The sequence below is a fragment of the Chitinimonas sp. BJB300 genome (assembly GCF_002735695.1).
Classification (GTDB): Bacteria; Pseudomonadota; Gammaproteobacteria; order Burkholderiales; family Chitinimonadaceae; genus Chitinimonas.
The window spans coordinates 1-15432 of sequence record NZ_PDZH01000098.1 but is presented as its reverse complement, the minus strand read 5'-3'; the positions used below and the strand labels follow the sequence as shown (position 1 = coordinate 15432).

Genomic DNA, 15432 nt, shown 5'->3' with positions numbered 1-15432 from the left:
CCTACCATCGCCGACAAGCCCGTTGCTGTCGCCGCACCAAACGTGCTCAGCAAATAGTCGGTGTACAAATCGAGTTCTTTGTTCTTCATGGCGACAGGTTATCGTATGCACTGCGTAACATCAGTTAAGTACACTCCGTTTCTGCGCTGCGCTTCACCGTGCTGACGACGGCTCGCGACAGATCGTAAACAAGGTTCTAAAAACCTGTCTAAAGTCTGCTGTGCGTCGGCAATATGGCGTTGAAAACACCCTCGGAATGCTCATTTACCACTTGTAAACGCCGCTTCCTCGGCTGTTTTCGCCTTATCTTGCCCTAGCTCGCGAGACTTTAGACAGGTTCTAAGAAGTGCCGATCACTGCCTATGCTGCGCGAAACCCTCCCCGCTTACAGCGTGAAAAGCTGCGCTTCGACCACTGACGGATATACACAACAGATTGCGAATAGGTCATCACAAGGGTTTCGAGAGGGATAACGCACGAGTAGACTTTAAGCAAGCAAAAGGCGGGTTTCAGGATGCCCGGTGGAAAATATGTTGCGCGCTAAGGTGTGAGCGACACATCGCCAGCCCGCTTCCTTAACCCAGCGTATTTCTCAGGTAGCGTTTTGCTTAAAACCTGTTCAATGTCGCGCGAGTTAGCGCTTACGCCAGACAAAGCGAAAACGGTGGCGGAGGCGGCGTTTCCCCAAGGGGAATGAGCATGCCGAGGGCGTTTCCAGCACCGTATCGCCGACGTACAACAAACATTCTTAAGTACAGCATTATGGTCACGAATGGTTTTGAAACGATAAGGTACCGCATGCCAAGCCAATTTTGCATATCCCTCAACTACGCCTTCAGCGTTTCTTGGCAGTGACAACCACTACGGCTGGCATCTATACGTTCTTTCTGGGGCTATGCATTGCCTCAGTCACAATCCGTGCAGCGCCTGCGCCGGTAACCTTGATTCTGACTACCGAAGATTCACCGCCCTACAACATGCTGGTGGACGAAAATATCGCAGGCATTGCAACGGACAAGGTCCGGGAGCTGATGAAAAGAGCCGGCCTGGGTTACCGCCTTGATTTATTGCCCTGGCGGCGGGCTTATGAACTGGCAGTGGCGCAAAAATTGACCTGTGTCTTTTCGACTACCCGCACCCCGGAGCGAGAAGAACTATTCAAGTGGGTTGGTCCACTCGCTTCGACCGATTGGGTACTCTATGGCAAAGCAGAGCGGAAATTGCATCTGACGACGCTTGAAGAAGCGCGCCCTTATGTCATCGGCACCTACAACGGGGATAGTCGCGACGCCTTCCTGCGCGCCAAGAACTTCAAGGTTGATACCGCACCGGACGAAAATCTCAACCCTGCCAAATTGATGGCCGACCGGATTGATCTGTGGGCTTCCGGTCGTTACGAGGGCGGCACCTTGATCATGCGGCAGGGTTTAGCCAAAAAAATCGTGCCTGTGCTTACGTTCAATCGTGTCAATTTGTACTTGGCTTGTAATCGGCAAACGCCTGATGAAGTGATAAATCAGTTGGAAGCTTCACTACACACCATGCTTAAAGACGGCACATCTACCCGGATTGAACACCTCTACGATCTCAAGACCCCGCATTAACCATCTAGGGCAATACGCTGCCCGGCCTCTCTATCCCGACAAATTCCAGTCGGTGAACCATCACTCGCGTTATCTGGCGTTATGGTAGCTTCAGGCTTACCAGCTCAATACATCCGCTCAGAGCCTATCTAAAGTCTCGCGAGCCAGGACAAGATAAGGCGAAAACTGCTGAGGAAGCGGCGCTTACAAGCGGCAAATGAATATTCCGAGGACATCTTCAACGCCATATTGCCGACGCGCAGCAGACTTTTAGACAGGTTCTCAGATAAAGCCCATGCAGACTGCTACAACGCCAAGAAAGACGCCACGCCAGACCCGCTCCCAAGCAACAGTGGAAAGCATTCTGGAGGCCACGGCCCGCGTATTGGCCCAGCATGGCTATGCCGCTACCAATACAAATCGAATCACCGAGTTGGCTTGTGTCAGTGTCGGTTCGCTTTATCAGTACTTTCCCAACAAGCTTGCCCTGATCGCCGCATTGCATGAACGCCATGTGGCGCAGATGGCGGTAGTACTGCTTCGTGACCTATCCACGGGCAGCAGAGAAAGCATAACCAAGCGTATACGCCGCTTAATTGCCGCTGTATTGGCCGCACATAGGCTGGAGCCCGATCTACATTGGGTATTGGAGCGGAATTTCGTAGCGCTGGAGCCCGCCTACGACGTCAGCCCGGCGGACCAGCTGGTACATGGCATCGTTCGTCAGATACTCGACGAGCACCGCGCCGAACTTGGCGTAGTGGATATCAACCTCGCAAGCTACATGGTACTGCGCATGCTGGAGTCGCTCGACCATGCAACAGTGTTGGAACCAACACCCCACCTGGCAACAGATAAATTGGAACAAGCCATTGGGGACGCTATCCTGGGCTATCTCACCCGCCCAGCCCGTCTAGAATAACTATTAGAACCTGTCTAAAGTCTCGCGAGCTAGAGCTAGACAATGCGAAAACAGCTGAGGAAGCGGAATTTACGATTGGTAAATGAGCATTCCGAGGGTGTTTTCAACGCCGTATTGCTGACGCGCAGCAGACTTTAGACAGGTTCTTAGACATCCTTACTAATCTATCGGATCTAGCCATGCCCACGCTGATTTGCGGTTCCGTCGCCTACGACACCATCATGGTCTTCCCCGACCGTTTCGACCGCCATATCCTGCCGCACAAAGTGCACATGCTGTCGGTGTCCTTCCTGGTGCCGGAAATGCGCCGCGAATTCGGCGGCTGCGCAGGTAATATCGCCTACAACCTCAAGATGCTGGGTGGCGAACCGATAGTCATGGCCGCAGTCGGCCAGGACTTCACTCCTTACGCCGCTCGTTTTGACCAACTGGGCATCCGCCGCGATTGCGTGAAGCAATTCGACCAGTACTTCACCCCCCAGTGCTATATCACTACCGATCTGGACGATAACCAGATCAACGCGTTTCACCCCGGCGCGATGAGCTACGCCCACGAAAACAGCTTCGCCGCAGTCCGCCCGGAACTGCACTACGCCATTGTCGGCCCTGATGGCCTGGATGGCATGCTGAACAATTGCCGGGAGCTCGCCAAGGCCGGCGTGCCCTATATCTTCGACCCAGGCCAAGGCACGCCGCTATTCAGTGGCGAGCAGCTCATCGAATGTATTTCGGCCTCTACCGCCGTCGCCATGAATGACTATGAAGCCGAGCTTGTCCACCAGAAGACGGGGAAAACCTTGTCAGAACTGGCCAAGATGACCAAGGTGCTGGTCGTTACCTTGGGCGGCGATGGCTCGAATATCTACGTCGATGGCAAAGAACTCCGCATCCCATCAGCACCCCCCAAAGCTATTGTCGACCCGACCGGCTGTGGGGATGCCTACCGTGCCGGCCTGCTGTTTGGCATGGAAAAAGGCTGGACTTGGGACGTCACAGGCCGACTGGCTTCGTTGCTGGGTGCCGTCAAGATCGCCAGTAAAGGTGGGCAGAACCACCACTTCGACCGCGCCAGCCTGAGCGCCGAGTATCGTGCTGCGTTTGGTACTGATCTGCCAGCTTGGTAAGCTTGGTCGAGAAAAATTAGCCCGGTCGCCCAGCTAACTTGACTGTCACTTGGTTCAATCCAACGGCGCGAACAGCGCCGCCATATCGTCTGAGCCGAACTTGGGGCTGTCGAGCCCATCTTCCCCCAACACCCCGGCTGCCAATGCCGCCTTGCGCTGTTGCAGCGCAAGGATGCGCTCTTCTATGCTGCCGGCAACCACCAACTTGTAGACGAAGACCGGCTTGTCTTGACCAATGCGATGGGCGCGATCGGTTGCCTGGTCCTCGGCAGCGGGGTTCCACCAAGGGTCAACGTGGATAACGACATCAGCAGCCGTAAGGTTCAGGCCTACACCACCCGCTTTCAGACTGATAAGGAAAATGGGCACTTCACCTGCCTGGAAACGCTGAACTGGCGTAGTACGATCTCGGGTTGCGCCGGTGAGTTTGACGTAGGCGAGGCTGGCTTGGTCGAGCGCTGCCGCAATCAGCGCCAACATGCTGGTGAACTGGGAGAACACCAGCACGCCACGTCCCTCAGCAACCAACTCGGGCAGCATCTCCATCAGTAAATCGAGCTTTGCCCGCTCCGGTACCTGCTGGGCACTGTCGAGCTTGAGCAGGCGCGGGTCACAACAGACTTGGCGCAGCTTGAGCAGCGCATCCAGGATATCGATCTGGCTACGGGCAAAGCCTTTACCCGCTACGGCTTGGCGCACCTTCTTGTCTATGGCCGCCCGCACGGTTTCATAAAGTTCGCGCTGCGCGCCCGTCAACTCCACATTGCGCACGATCACCGTTTTGGGCGGTAACTCCCGAGCAACTTCGTCTTTTTTCCGGCGCAGCATAAAGGGGCGTACACGGCGGGCCAGCAATGACTGCCGTTCCAGATTGCCGTTCTTTTCGATAGGCTGCCGCCATAGCCTGCCAAAGCTGCGCTCATCACCCAGAAAACCGGGCAACAGGAAGTCAAACTGCGCCCATAGCTCGCCCAGATGGTTTTCCATGGGCGTTCCAGTCAAAACCAACCTGTGTCGGGTTGTGAGCGCACGCACAGCTTCTGCGGCACGTGCGCTGACATTCTTCACGGCCTGGGCTTCATCCAGAATCAGCAGGTGGTAGTCATATTGTTTGAGTTCGGCCAGATCGCGCCAGATCAACGCATAGGTAGTGATGACAAGGTCGTGTTCACCAATCCGCCCAAAGTCCACCTTGCGCTGTGGCCCATGCAAAGCGAGCACGCTCAAGTCAGGTGCAAAGCGATGGGCTTCATACTGCCAGTTCGGGACAAGACTGGTTGGCAACACGATGAGTGCAGGTTTGTCGAGGCGGCCTGATTCTTTCTCCAGCAACAGGTGCGCCAGCGTCTGCGCAGTCTTGCCCAAGCCCATGTCGTCAGCCAGAATGCCCCCGAGCTGATGCTGCCGAAGGTATTGCAGCCATGCCAACCCCTGCAACTGATAGGAACGCAACGCCAAGCGCAACCCTTTAGGCGCAGGCACCGCCACCACCGTACCGGCAATGCGCAAGCGCTCAGCGATCGCCCTCGCGGCCTCGATACCATCAACCTGCCATTCACTAAACGCTTCGACGAGGCGTGGGGCATCCCACGTGTTGATCTGTAGTTTGTCGCCATCCACATGGTCAAACAGCTCTGCCAACATCTGAAGCAACGGCTTTATCCGTGCCGCGGGCACGGCGAGTTTCTGAGCGGCTTGGGTATGCAGAATCACAATGTCGTCATCTTCCGCCTTGCTGCGATGGCTAGCTTGCAGCCATGCCGGTTGCCGTTGCACAAGGTCTGCCAACATAGGCGCCAGCGGATGCCGTTCGCCATCGAATTCGACCTCCATCGCAACGGCCCAACCCTGCTGGGATTCTACAATGCTGGCAAACCAAGCATTAGGCTCGGCCACGGTATGGCGGCAACCGGGCCGAATCTCTATTCGCCATCCCAGCTGTTTCAATCGTGTTAAGCCCTGACCCATGAACAAGGGCCAATCACGCTCATGCGACAACCCCATCAAGCCTTGCATGCCCTCCAGATCATTTGCCTGCGTAACCAGGCGCGACACCGCGACGGCTTTCAAGCCCTGCTTTTGCAACTCCTTGAGAAAGCGAGCTTCAGCCGGGCCATTACGGCGTATCAATATTAGCTGGCCGTCGCTGTCGTATTCCAGGCTATCCGTATCCCCCGGGGCCAACAGCACGCCACCATAGTCAAAACGGGGGACTGCAATGTCATAATCGGCCCTGCCCAGCTGGAAATCGTAATCTCGGTGTTCGCGCCAACCAAAGGTGGGGAGCTTGTCGAGAATCAGGCAAGGTGCGGGTTCCAGCCGCCGCTCTATAGGTTGCACCACATTGGGCAGCATGGCTTCGGGCAACTGTGGGCGCAACGCCTCTACCACCAAGAGGAGTTCCGCCTCACCCAGCGGCGGCAAACTGAGTACTTGGTTCAGCACTAACCAATCGGCGTCTAATTGGAGCTGGCCGACCTCGGCAGTGGTGACATCAAGAAAATGCGGTAGCCCAAGCGAAAGGCATAAACCCGCCGGGGTCGCCACCAGCCGGGGGCTATGCCGCCCAAGGCCATCTCGTTGCCAGGATAGCACTGCGGGTCGGGCTGCTGCCGAGCGCAAGGGGCCGACAAAACCAAGCCGCGAGTCGGTGAAGTACAGACGCCTGGTGGCTATCATCTGTTCCAGCACCATGACATTGCTACTGCCCGTGAGCGGGTATTCGCCGTAAACCCAGTTTTGATGGCGAATTTGGGCCCGTAGCAGGCCCAGAATGGCTACATCCGCGTCATCAATAAAGCTGAGTGGCCGGCGTAATGCCCCGTCGATGTTATCCCAACGCTCCCCCGGCTGACGCAGCGCGCCATCAGCCGGTAAGCGAGCCTTACAAAAGCTGATGCTGACCTGACCATTGCCACTCAGATGCATCAGATAAAACAACTGCTGTGGATTGCCTTTTTTGCGGGTATTGGCAGTACCCGACCTAGCCTGGAAATTCGCCAACCACTCCAGTACAGCAGGATTCACCGCCCTTTCCGCGTTGTCTGCCTCCTGGGCCAACGCCGTAAGCAGCACAGCGGCAGCGTGCTTGCATTCGTAGCCAACCGGACAGGTGCATTCGGCGGAGATTTGCCAACGCTTGTGCGGCGTGCGACGAAAACCGATATCTACTTGGTAGGGGTACCGTGCTGTCCCCTGTACCTCTGCCATGAGTTGCTGATGATGCCAGCGCACCTTCCGAACCCCTTTGAGGCAGTTTTCACCTTTGGCTACAGTATGGTGGCCCAGCCAAGCAACGATCTCTTGGCGGGTATAGGTAGGAGGGGTAGACATAGCGGCATAAGGCGGGAAAGAAGACGGATATTGTATTGCACCCAGAAGCCCGGCGGACCCTGCCGCTTATACCAATCTGCCTTGCATGCAGATTTTTGTCTGTTCCAATGATTTGCGCCAATGAGTAGTGCGAATGACTGGCTTACAATAGCGCCAGAATCAGGCCCTTTAGCTCATTTTTCGAAAGCTTTCATGATGCAATCTTCTGCTGTTTTATCCGCCGAACAAGAAACGGCACTGCCGCAAAACTGGTCCGACATCGAAGCAGAGCTAAGCCGTTTTCACGAAAGTTTTCCCCAACTGGCATTGGAAGCGGCCTTGCGCCAACCCGGTATCAGTGTAAAGCCGTTTTTGGCCGAGCTGACCGCCTGTGCAGCCGAACCCGCCAAGCGAGCCAACGACGATGAAGGCTGGATGCTGCATTTGTACGCGATGCACCTTTTGGCTGCGTTGCGCGAAACCCAGGCATTTGCACCGATGATGCAGTTGCTGCGCTTGGAGGGCGAAACGCTGGAAGACTTGCTTGGAGACCATCTGACAGAAGGCGCACCGCGCGCGCTGGCTGCCACTTGCCCGCAAGATGAAGCCGCGCTGCAAGCGCTGGCAGCCGACCGCACCGCTTACTTCTGGAGCCGCTCGGCCGCCCTGCGCGCCCTGACTTTACGCAGCCTTGAGGGCGACTATCCGCGTGAAAAACTATTGGCATGGTTAGAAGCTGAGGGGACACGTGAAGCCGAGCGGATGATGGACGAGGGCTTACAACCGGAACAGGGCACCCACACAGATTACCTCTGTGAACTGGTCGTCTCGATGGAAGAAATCGGGGCACATGAACTGACAGCGCAGATTGCCCAATGGTTCGAAGATGGGCTGATTGATGACGCCTTCCTGTCATTTGAGGAATCGAAGACACGATTGACGCGTAGCTGGCAAGCCTGCATCGCCGAAGAGCTGGACCACGGCTGGGGCTACCCACGCGACATCATCGGTGAGATTGGCCGCTGGGCTTGCTTCCACGACGATGAAGATGACGAAGAGACGGAACGCGAATCGCAAGCTCCAATCAAACGTGAAGCACCTAAGGTAGGCCGAAACGACCCTTGCCCTTGTGGCAGCGGCAAGAAGTACAAGAAATGCTGTGGCGCCAACGCTTGAACCGGCCCATGGTCTTGCTGCGCGAAAACGCTAAGTGATGCGTTCCTAAAAACCGGTTTCAGGTCTAGCGAGCTAGGCAAGATAAGTCGAAAATAGCCGAGGAAGCGGCGTTTACAAGCGGTAAATGCGCATTCCGAGGCTGTTTTCAACGCCATATTTGCATGACGCGTAGCAGAGTTCAGACAGGTTCTAAACCGACTCCACCACAACAAGACGAGTAGACCGCATGAAACACCTTACCCCCACTGAGTTGGCCACCTGGCTAGCCGACGATAGCCGCCCCAAGCCGTTCCTGCTGGATGTACGTGAGCCATGGGAGTTCGAGACGTGCCAGATTGCCGGCGCAGAAAACCGACCCATGGATACGATTCGAGCCAATGTGGGCCAGCTGGACTCCACGCTGCCTACCGTGGTGATCTGCCACCATGGCATGCGTTCCTATCAGGTCGGCAGCTTTCTGGAACGGGCAGGGTTTGATGAAGTCTATAACCTGAATGGCGGCGTGGCCGCATGGGCCAGTGAGATAGACCCGGAGATGGCACGATATTGAGCGCTGGCGGCCCTATCTGTCGCTTGCCTGCTTACGGCAGCCTCTCCCTGCTGCAGAAAACATCTTCTCGATCTATGCCAAACCCTTGTGGTGTTTTTCGTGTCCGCCTTGTTTCGCCTAAGTGCTGCTTTTCAAGTCCCTCTCATGAGGGCTGATATGGCAAAAAAATCGGCGCAGCCTAACTGGCTGCGCCGCTTAGTTTCCTGTTGGGGAGACAGGATTCAAGGGAGATACAATGCAACAAAACATGAGGCCTACACACCTCATGCTTATTCAGAGACCACTCTGTCCGCAAAGTTCCGCAACGCAACAAATATTCTGCAAATCGCCCTATTAACTAGCCTATTAGCCGCTTGCAGTGCACCACCCGACCCAGCCGCAATCCGCAAGGGCTGGCGGTCTTCCGAAGCATCGCTGCTTGATAGGCATGGCCAGGTAATACAAAGCACTCGGGTTGATAAACAGCAGCGTCGCTTGGCCTGGGTAACGTTGGCAGACATTTCCCCTACGCTTCTACCGGCCGTACTGGCTGCGGAAGACCGCCGTTTCTACAAACACGGCGGAGTGGATTGGCGCGCCATGGCGGCTGCGGCTTTCGACAGTGCCAGCGGCGACCTACGTGGTGCGAGTACCTTGAGTATGCAACTCGCTGGGCTTATCGAACCCGACTTGCGCAGCACCGATGGGCGACGCAGCATATGGCAAAAACTGGGACAGATTCGTGCAGCCTATGCATTGGAACGGGACTGGAGCAAAGCCGACATCGCCGAGGCTTATCTGAATCTCGCCTCCTTCAGAGGTGAACTCGTCGGTATCGATGCCGCCAGCCGACTGTTGTTCGGTAAAGCGCCGAGGGGATTGGATCAGCGAGAAGCCTTGATCCTGACCAGCCTGTTACGTGCACCAAACGCGCCACCAGACCGCGTAGCCCGGCGTGCCTGCGCACTTGCCCTCCACATTGCCTTAACCACTGGCTGTGCTGCGATTCGTGCACAGACACTGGCTCGTCTTAATGCCCCACAAGCCGCCCTGCCTGGGCCGAATGCAGCGCCAGAACTCATCGCCCAACTCAGGCCAACTGCCGGCCAAGCCTTACGCACCACGATTGATGCCCGGCTACAAGCCCAGGTGCGTGCCCAATTGCAGGCTCAGCTGGCGCAACTGGAAGGCCGCAATGTGCGGGACGCGGCTGCCGTGGTGCTCGATAGACAGAGCGGCGAAGTACTAGCCTGGGTAGGGCAGATAGGTGCAGGCTCAAGCGCCAGATTCGTTGATGGCGTTGTGTCACCCAGGCAGGCCGGTTCCACCCTCAAGCCTTTCCTCTATGCCTTGGCTTTCGAGCGCAAGCTGCTGACCCCGGCTTCCTTGCTTGATGACAGCCCAGTCGCGCTCACCACGGCTGCAGGACAGTACATCCCGCAAAATTACGACCGCAGCTTCCGAGGCCCGGTCAGCGCCAGAACTTCGCTGGCATCCTCACTCAATATCCCGGCAGTGCGTACGCTGTTGCTGGTTGGGCTGGATGACTTTCATGCACGCCTGAACGCGCTTGGGCTCCCCCTGCCCCAGCAACCTGCCTACTATGGTTATGGCTTGGCGCTAGGCAGTGCCGAAGTGCAGCTTATCCAGTTGGCCAATGCCTACCGTGCACTGGCCAACGGTGGCCGGCTGACACCATGGCGGCTACAGCCCGGCGCACCTTCCAGCACAGGTCAACAAGTCATCGACGAAGCAGCAAGTTGGCTGACCACCGATATCCTGGCTGACCGCCTTGCGCGGTCGCCCGCCTTTGGTCTGGATAATCCATTGGCCACGTCGGTATGGTCCGCCGCAAAGACTGGTACCAGCAAGGATATGCGCGATAACTGGGCAATGGGATTTACCAACCGGTATGTGGTCGGTGTTTGGATGGGCAATGCCGATGGGGAGGCGATGTGGGATGTCTCCGGCGTCAGTGGCGCAGCACCTGCCTGGCGGTCGATTGTGGGTCTGCTCGGCGGCGATGCCTTTGCACCGGCCATGCCCGCCAGCATCGTCAAGGAATCGATCAACTATTTACCTGCCGTTGAAGCCCCTCGCCAGGAATACTTCATTGCAGGTACTGAGCAAAGTGGCTTTGAGCTTTCTAGCCGTTACGTAGGGCCATCCATCGTCTATCCTGCAAAGCAGATGATTGTCGCTTTAGACCCGGACATCCCAGCCAACCGTCAGCGCCTTTGGCTACGCGCCAGCCAGGCAAAAGGTATGCAATGGTGGCTGAATGGACAAAAACTGGGCGCAGCTGATGCGCCATTGGCTTGGCAACCGAGCCCTGGCGTACATCGCCTCAGTCTACAAAATCAGACTGGCACTGTGGCCGATAGCGTACAGTTCCAAGTACGGGGCGTGGGCAACAAATGAACTGCTTTACCTGTATGGCTCAAGTACTTCGGCTGGTGCGAGACCGCCATCCTTAACGTTTTGACACAAATCCGGCGTGCGAGACATAGGCCTTCAGAAGTAGAATCAAGTCTATACGTTCGATTGACACGGATTATCGGGACAAAATCGTGGTGTTTTCCTTCTTCAAGAAAAAGGACGTCGAGCCGGATGCGCCCAAGCAGCCGCGCATCGTTCAGCCCAATAAACCAGGTCAAACTCCAGCAGACGGAGATTCTCAACGGGAGATTCCCGTCCTGGATTCCATCATGGATTTCTCCACCATCGGCTCGGTAGGCCCTGGTGGCGCGGGCATTGATTTGCTGGAGAGTAGTGACGTATTGTCACCGGCGATGGAGCAAGCCGCCATCGCCTTCGCCAATGATCAGGTCGAGGACGCAATCAGCGTGCTGGCTGGCGAACTTGCCAGTGTGGAAGGTCGGCATGCCCTTGATACATGGCTCATGCTTTTCGACCTGTTCCAGATGCGGAATCTACGGCCTGAGTTTGATGATCTGGCATTGAAGTTTGTCGTCGAGTTTGAACGTAGCGCACCAGTCTGGCAAAAAGGACAAGGCGCCGACAAACCCGGTCCACAAGCCGCAAAGACCAGCGGCCCCTACTTCATGTTCCCGCAGAAGGTGCTAACCGAAAGCATCGAAGGACTGCTCGACCAGCTGGAAAAGCAGACTGCGAATGGGGTACAGGTGCGGGTTGATTTCAGCCGTATCGAGCAGATCGAATCAGGCGCTGCCGCGGCCATCGTGGCCCGCTGGGCCAAGATGAAGAAGAAGAAGGCCAAGCTGCAATCAACGGGCGGCACGGGCTTGGTCGAAAAATTGAAGTCCAAACTCGAAGTCATGCGCCGCGTCGACGAAGAGATGCCTTTCTGGCTACTACTACTGGAAATTTACCAACAGCTTGGTTTACATGATGAGTTTGAAAACTCAGCAGTTGATTTCGCCGTGACTTTCGAAGTATCGCCACCCTCTTGGGATGCCACCGCTAAAACCAAGACGGCTGCCGAAGTGGTGCAGGAAGAAGCCCTGTTACGTGCCGAAGCCCCGCCGCCAGAACCAGTCCTTGACGCCTACAATTTCAACGGCCCTATCGTGGCTGCCACAGAGGCTTCATTTGCCGACCTGCAAGCCTATGCCGATGAACATACCGGCGGTATACGCATCGACTTTTCTCGCGTGAGTCGGGTGGATTTCGTCAGTGCCGGCATGCTGATGAACACACTGGTAGGCATTACAGTACAAGGCAAGCCCATTATCATCATGGGTGCGAATGAACTGGTTGTCGCTCTGTTCCGTATCATGGGTATTGCTGATGTGACTACCATCGTCCGCAAAAAATAGCGTTACCGTTCAGATGAGTGCTCAAAACGGCCTGCCTTAATCGCAGGCCGTTTTGCTGATAACTGACCCATCATGCTTTTTACTGCACTTGCTCACCCCCCTGGTGTCCCTACAGCCCATCGACCCTGAGTCATGTGGAAAATCGTTAATCTACGCTTGCATTCCACCCATCTGGGCCCATTTCTAAACAGTTGTTTTCTTTAAAGTGGAAGTCCTGATATGCAGCAATTCGACGGCACCACCATCCTCTCAGTCCGCCGTGGCGATAGCGTGGCACTGGGTGGCGATGGCCAGGTAACCCTGGGGAATGTGGTCATCAAGGCGACGGCTCGCAAAGTGCGCAAGCTCTATCACGGCAACGTATTGGTCGGTTTTGCCGGCGGTACAGCCGATGCCTTTACTCTGTTCGAACGCTTTGAGGCAAAGCTTGAAAAACACCAAGGCCATCTTCTGCGCAGCGCCGTGGAACTCGCCAAGGATTGGCGTACCGACCGCATGCTGCGCCGCCTGGAAGCCATGCTGATCGTTGCTGACAAAACCGCCACCTTGGTCATTACCGGTAATGGCGATGTACTGGAGCCCGAACAAGGAATCGCCGCGATAGGCTCGGGCGGCGCATTCGCCCAGGCCGCGGCAAAAGCGCTGTTCGACAACACCGAATTCGACCCGGCAACCGTGGTGAAGAAATCCCTCGAGATTGCGGGCGATATCTGCATCTACACCAATCACAATCACGTGATAGAAACCTTGTAACGGTGCTTGCCCGATAGGACGGTACCGATGATGGCCGTCAGGATGCATCCTGACCCACAAAGGGAATGAAATGACTCAGATGACTCCGCAGGAAATTGTCCACGCACTGGACAAGCACATTGTTGGCCAAGACAAAGCCAAGCGCGCCGTAGCCGTCGCACTGCGCAATCGTTGGCGCAGGCAGCAGGTCGCCGACCCACTGCGTAACGAAATCACGCCCAAGAATATCCTGATGATAGGCCCGACCGGCGTGGGAAAAACCGAGATCGCACGGCGCTTGGCACGCTTGTCGAACGCGCCTTTTATCAAGGTGGAAGCCACCAAGTTCACCGAAGTGGGCTACGTTGGCCGCGATGTAGACAGCATCATCCGCGATCTGGTGGAAATGGCGTTGAAGCAAACCCGCGACCTGGCTACCAAGCGGGTCAGGGCACAAGCCGACGATGCCGCTGAAGAACGCATCCTGGACGCATTATTGCCACCACCGCATACACCGTTTGGCATGCAGCCCACAGCAGCAGGCGAGACCAATGAAACCCGCCAGAAATTCCGCAAGATGCTGCGGGAGGGCAAGTTCGATGACAAGGAAATCGAGATTGAACTGGTAGAGGCGCAAGTGAACACCGAGATTTTCACCCCGCCCGGCATGGAGGAAATCAGCAGCCAGATCCAGAGCATGTTTCAAGGGATGAGCCAGCCAAAGCGCAAAGCACGCAAACTGCTTGTGCCCGATGCCATGAAAGCCTTGATCGAGGAGGAAGCCAGCCGACTGGTGAACCAAGACGAACTCAAGGCCGAGGCATTGGCGGCAGTCGAGCAAAACGGCATCGTCTTTATCGACGAAATCGACAAAGTCACCAGCCGGGGCGAGGGTCAGGGAGGTGGTGAGGTCTCTCGCCAGGGGGTTCAGCGCGACCTGTTGCCGCTGGTTGAAGGCACCACCGTGTCCACCAAGTACGGCATGATAAAGACTGACCACATCCTGTTTATTGCCTCAGGTGCCTTCCATCTGGCCAAACCCAGCGATCTTATTCCCGAACTGCAAGGCCGCTTTCCCATCAGGGTGGAGTTGGAATCTCTCAGCGTCGCCGACTTCGAGCAAATTCTCACGGGCACCGACGCCTGCCTTACCAAGCAATACGAGGCGTTATTGGCCACCGAAGGCATAGTGCTCGACTTCGCCGCCGATGGTATCCGTCGCCTTGCCGAAATTGCTTATCAGGTGAACGAGAAAACCGAGAACATCGGCGCGCGCCGTCTCTATACGGTGATGGAACGCCTGCTGGAAGACGTCGCTTTCAATGCCATGGCCGGCCAAGTCCGTATCGACGCCGCCTTCGTGGATAACCGTCTGGGCAAGCTGGCCGAATCCGAAGATTTGGCGCGTTACGTCCTGTAGTCATATCTCTATTCATACGAAAAAGGGGTGGCTGAATGCCACCCCTTTTGTATTTCATCCAGGCAAAACGTCGTTCATCCTGCACTTTAATCATGCTGTCGCGCAAGGGAAGTATCGTCCAGCGGGTTTGGCCAATATACATCCAACAAAACCCGCCAAACAGGCGAAACCACCAAGGGAATGACCATGAAAGCCTACCAAATCAATGACCTGATCGTCCGCTTAAGCATCGCTACCGGTGTGGTGTTAGCCATGATAGTCACCGTACTCAGTCTTACCAACGTATCGCAGCATCATATCGAACGGGATTTGGCGAAGTACGCGGTGAAGGATTGCAAAGTCGTGCAGCTGGCCAAAACAACGACTTTCCACAAGACTTAAACAACAGAGTCAATTTAGCCCAAGGGTAAAATCAGCGTGAGAATAGCGCCCCCTCATTACCGGAGATAAGCCCTAACAAAACGACAACCATGCAGAATACTCAGCACCACTATGTAGAGTATCCCGCCCCCAAACAGAAGCACAAATAACGGTAGAGCAAATGATTCACGTAATACGCCCTGGTCATCCATGAAGTGATAAGTTTTGATGTAATGCTGGCACCAAATACTGCCCAACAGAAGGAATGAGCAAAATTGCCAGGATCGGCGATAGACATTGCTCGTGCAGCCAAGCCACATTGAAATAACAGCGAGAAAACCGCTTAGATACTGATGTTACGCAGTGCATACGCTAACCTGTCGCCATGAAGAACAAAGAACTCGATTTGTACACCGACTATTTGCTGAGCACGTTTGGCGCGGCGACAGCAACGGGCTTGTCGGCGATGGTAGG

General features: G+C 55.8%; 10 protein-coding genes and 2 pseudogenes. 11 read left to right on the top strand and 1 reads right to left on the bottom strand.

Annotation, left to right across the window (positions count from 1 at the left end):
- The first annotated feature begins 812 nt into the window (after nt 1–812).
- The 3 genes from CSQ89_RS15565 (at nt 813) to CSQ89_RS15555 (ending at nt 3629) form a co-directional block, all read left to right on the top strand.
- On the top strand, nt 813–1604 hold the full coding sequence (locus CSQ89_RS15565) for a substrate-binding periplasmic protein (RefSeq protein ID WP_199065611.1): 792 nt from the start codon (nt 813–815) through the stop codon (nt 1602–1604).
- Between the two features lie 274 nt (nt 1605–1878).
- Nucleotides 1879–2505 (top strand): TetR/AcrR family transcriptional regulator, encoded by a 627-nt coding sequence (locus CSQ89_RS15560; RefSeq protein ID WP_099407039.1) that lies wholly within the window; start codon nt 1879–1881, stop codon nt 2503–2505.
- A 179-nt stretch (nt 2506–2684) separates the two neighbouring features.
- The gene (locus CSQ89_RS15555) at nt 2685–3629 is read left to right on the top strand and encodes a carbohydrate kinase family protein (protein ID WP_099407038.1); all 945 of its coding nucleotides are present in this window, start codon (nt 2685–2687) and stop codon (nt 3627–3629) included.
- 54 nt (nt 3630–3683) lie between these two features.
- Here the strand turns inward: CSQ89_RS15555 and CSQ89_RS15550 are convergent, their stop codons facing one another.
- Entirely contained in the window at nt 3684–6962 is a 3279-nt protein-coding gene (locus CSQ89_RS15550) for a DEAD/DEAH box helicase (RefSeq protein WP_099407037.1), read from the bottom strand.
- 120 nt (nt 6963–7082) lie between these two features.
- Here CSQ89_RS15550 and CSQ89_RS22950 point away from each other — a divergent pair.
- The 8 genes and pseudogenes from CSQ89_RS22950 to CSQ89_RS15515 form a co-directional block, all read left to right on the top strand.
- Nucleotides 7083–7964 (top strand): annotated as a pseudogene (locus tag CSQ89_RS22950) (DUF1186 domain-containing protein); the annotation flags it as partial.
- 60 nt (nt 7965–8024) lie between these two features.
- A pseudogene (locus CSQ89_RS23710) lies at nt 8025–8117 on the top strand (SEC-C metal-binding domain-containing protein); the annotation flags it as partial.
- Nucleotides 8118–8343: 226 nt separating this feature from the next.
- The gene (locus CSQ89_RS15540; protein WP_099407036.1) at nt 8344–8667 is read left to right on the top strand and encodes a rhodanese-like domain-containing protein; all 324 of its coding nucleotides are present in this window, start codon (nt 8344–8346) and stop codon (nt 8665–8667) included.
- A 285-nt stretch (nt 8668–8952) separates the two neighbouring features.
- Nucleotides 8953–11067: a penicillin-binding protein 1C gene (gene pbpC / locus CSQ89_RS15535; RefSeq protein ID WP_374701359.1), complete on the top strand. Its 2115-nt coding sequence runs from the start codon at nt 8953–8955 to the stop codon at nt 11065–11067.
- 149 nt (nt 11068–11216) lie between these two features.
- Nucleotides 11217–12446 carry an STAS domain-containing protein gene (locus CSQ89_RS15530; RefSeq protein ID WP_139022855.1) on the top strand — a complete coding sequence of 410 codons (1230 nt, stop codon included), beginning with the start codon at nt 11217–11219 and terminating at the stop codon, nt 12444–12446.
- Between the two features lie 219 nt (nt 12447–12665).
- On the top strand, nt 12666–13199 hold the full coding sequence (gene hslV, locus CSQ89_RS15525) for an ATP-dependent protease subunit HslV (RefSeq protein ID WP_099407033.1): 534 nt from the start codon (nt 12666–12668) through the stop codon (nt 13197–13199).
- Nucleotides 13200–13269: 70 nt separating this feature from the next.
- A complete protein-coding gene (gene hslU, locus CSQ89_RS15520; protein WP_099407032.1) occupies nt 13270–14598 on the top strand; it encodes an ATP-dependent protease ATPase subunit HslU in 1329 nt (442 codons plus the stop codon).
- Nucleotides 14599–14784: 186 nt separating this feature from the next.
- On the top strand, nt 14785–14979 hold the full coding sequence (locus CSQ89_RS15515; RefSeq protein ID WP_139022856.1) for a hypothetical protein: 195 nt from the start codon (nt 14785–14787) through the stop codon (nt 14977–14979).
- Nucleotides 14980–15432: the final 453 nt, after the last annotated feature.

What these genes read in the sequence shown, in the direction of transcription:
- CSQ89_RS15560 (WP_099407039.1), top strand. Translation starts at nt 1,879, where the DNA reads ATGCAGACTGCTACAACGCCAAGAAAGACGCCACGCCAGACCCGCTCC.
- CSQ89_RS15555 (WP_099407038.1), top strand. Translation starts at nt 2,685, where the DNA reads ATGCCCACGCTGATTTGCGGTTCCGTCGCCTACGACACCATCATGGTC.
- CSQ89_RS15550 (WP_099407037.1), bottom strand. Translation starts at nt 6,962, where the DNA reads ATGTCTACCCCTCCTACCTATACCCGCCAAGAGATCGTTGCTTGGCTG.
- CSQ89_RS15540 (WP_099407036.1), top strand. Translation starts at nt 8,344, where the DNA reads ATGAAACACCTTACCCCCACTGAGTTGGCCACCTGGCTAGCCGACGAT.
- hslV (WP_099407033.1), top strand. Translation starts at nt 12,666, where the DNA reads ATGCAGCAATTCGACGGCACCACCATCCTCTCAGTCCGCCGTGGCGAT.
- hslU (WP_099407032.1), top strand. Translation starts at nt 13,270, where the DNA reads ATGACTCAGATGACTCCGCAGGAAATTGTCCACGCACTGGACAAGCAC.
- CSQ89_RS15515 (WP_139022856.1), top strand. Translation starts at nt 14,785, where the DNA reads ATGAAAGCCTACCAAATCAATGACCTGATCGTCCGCTTAAGCATCGCT.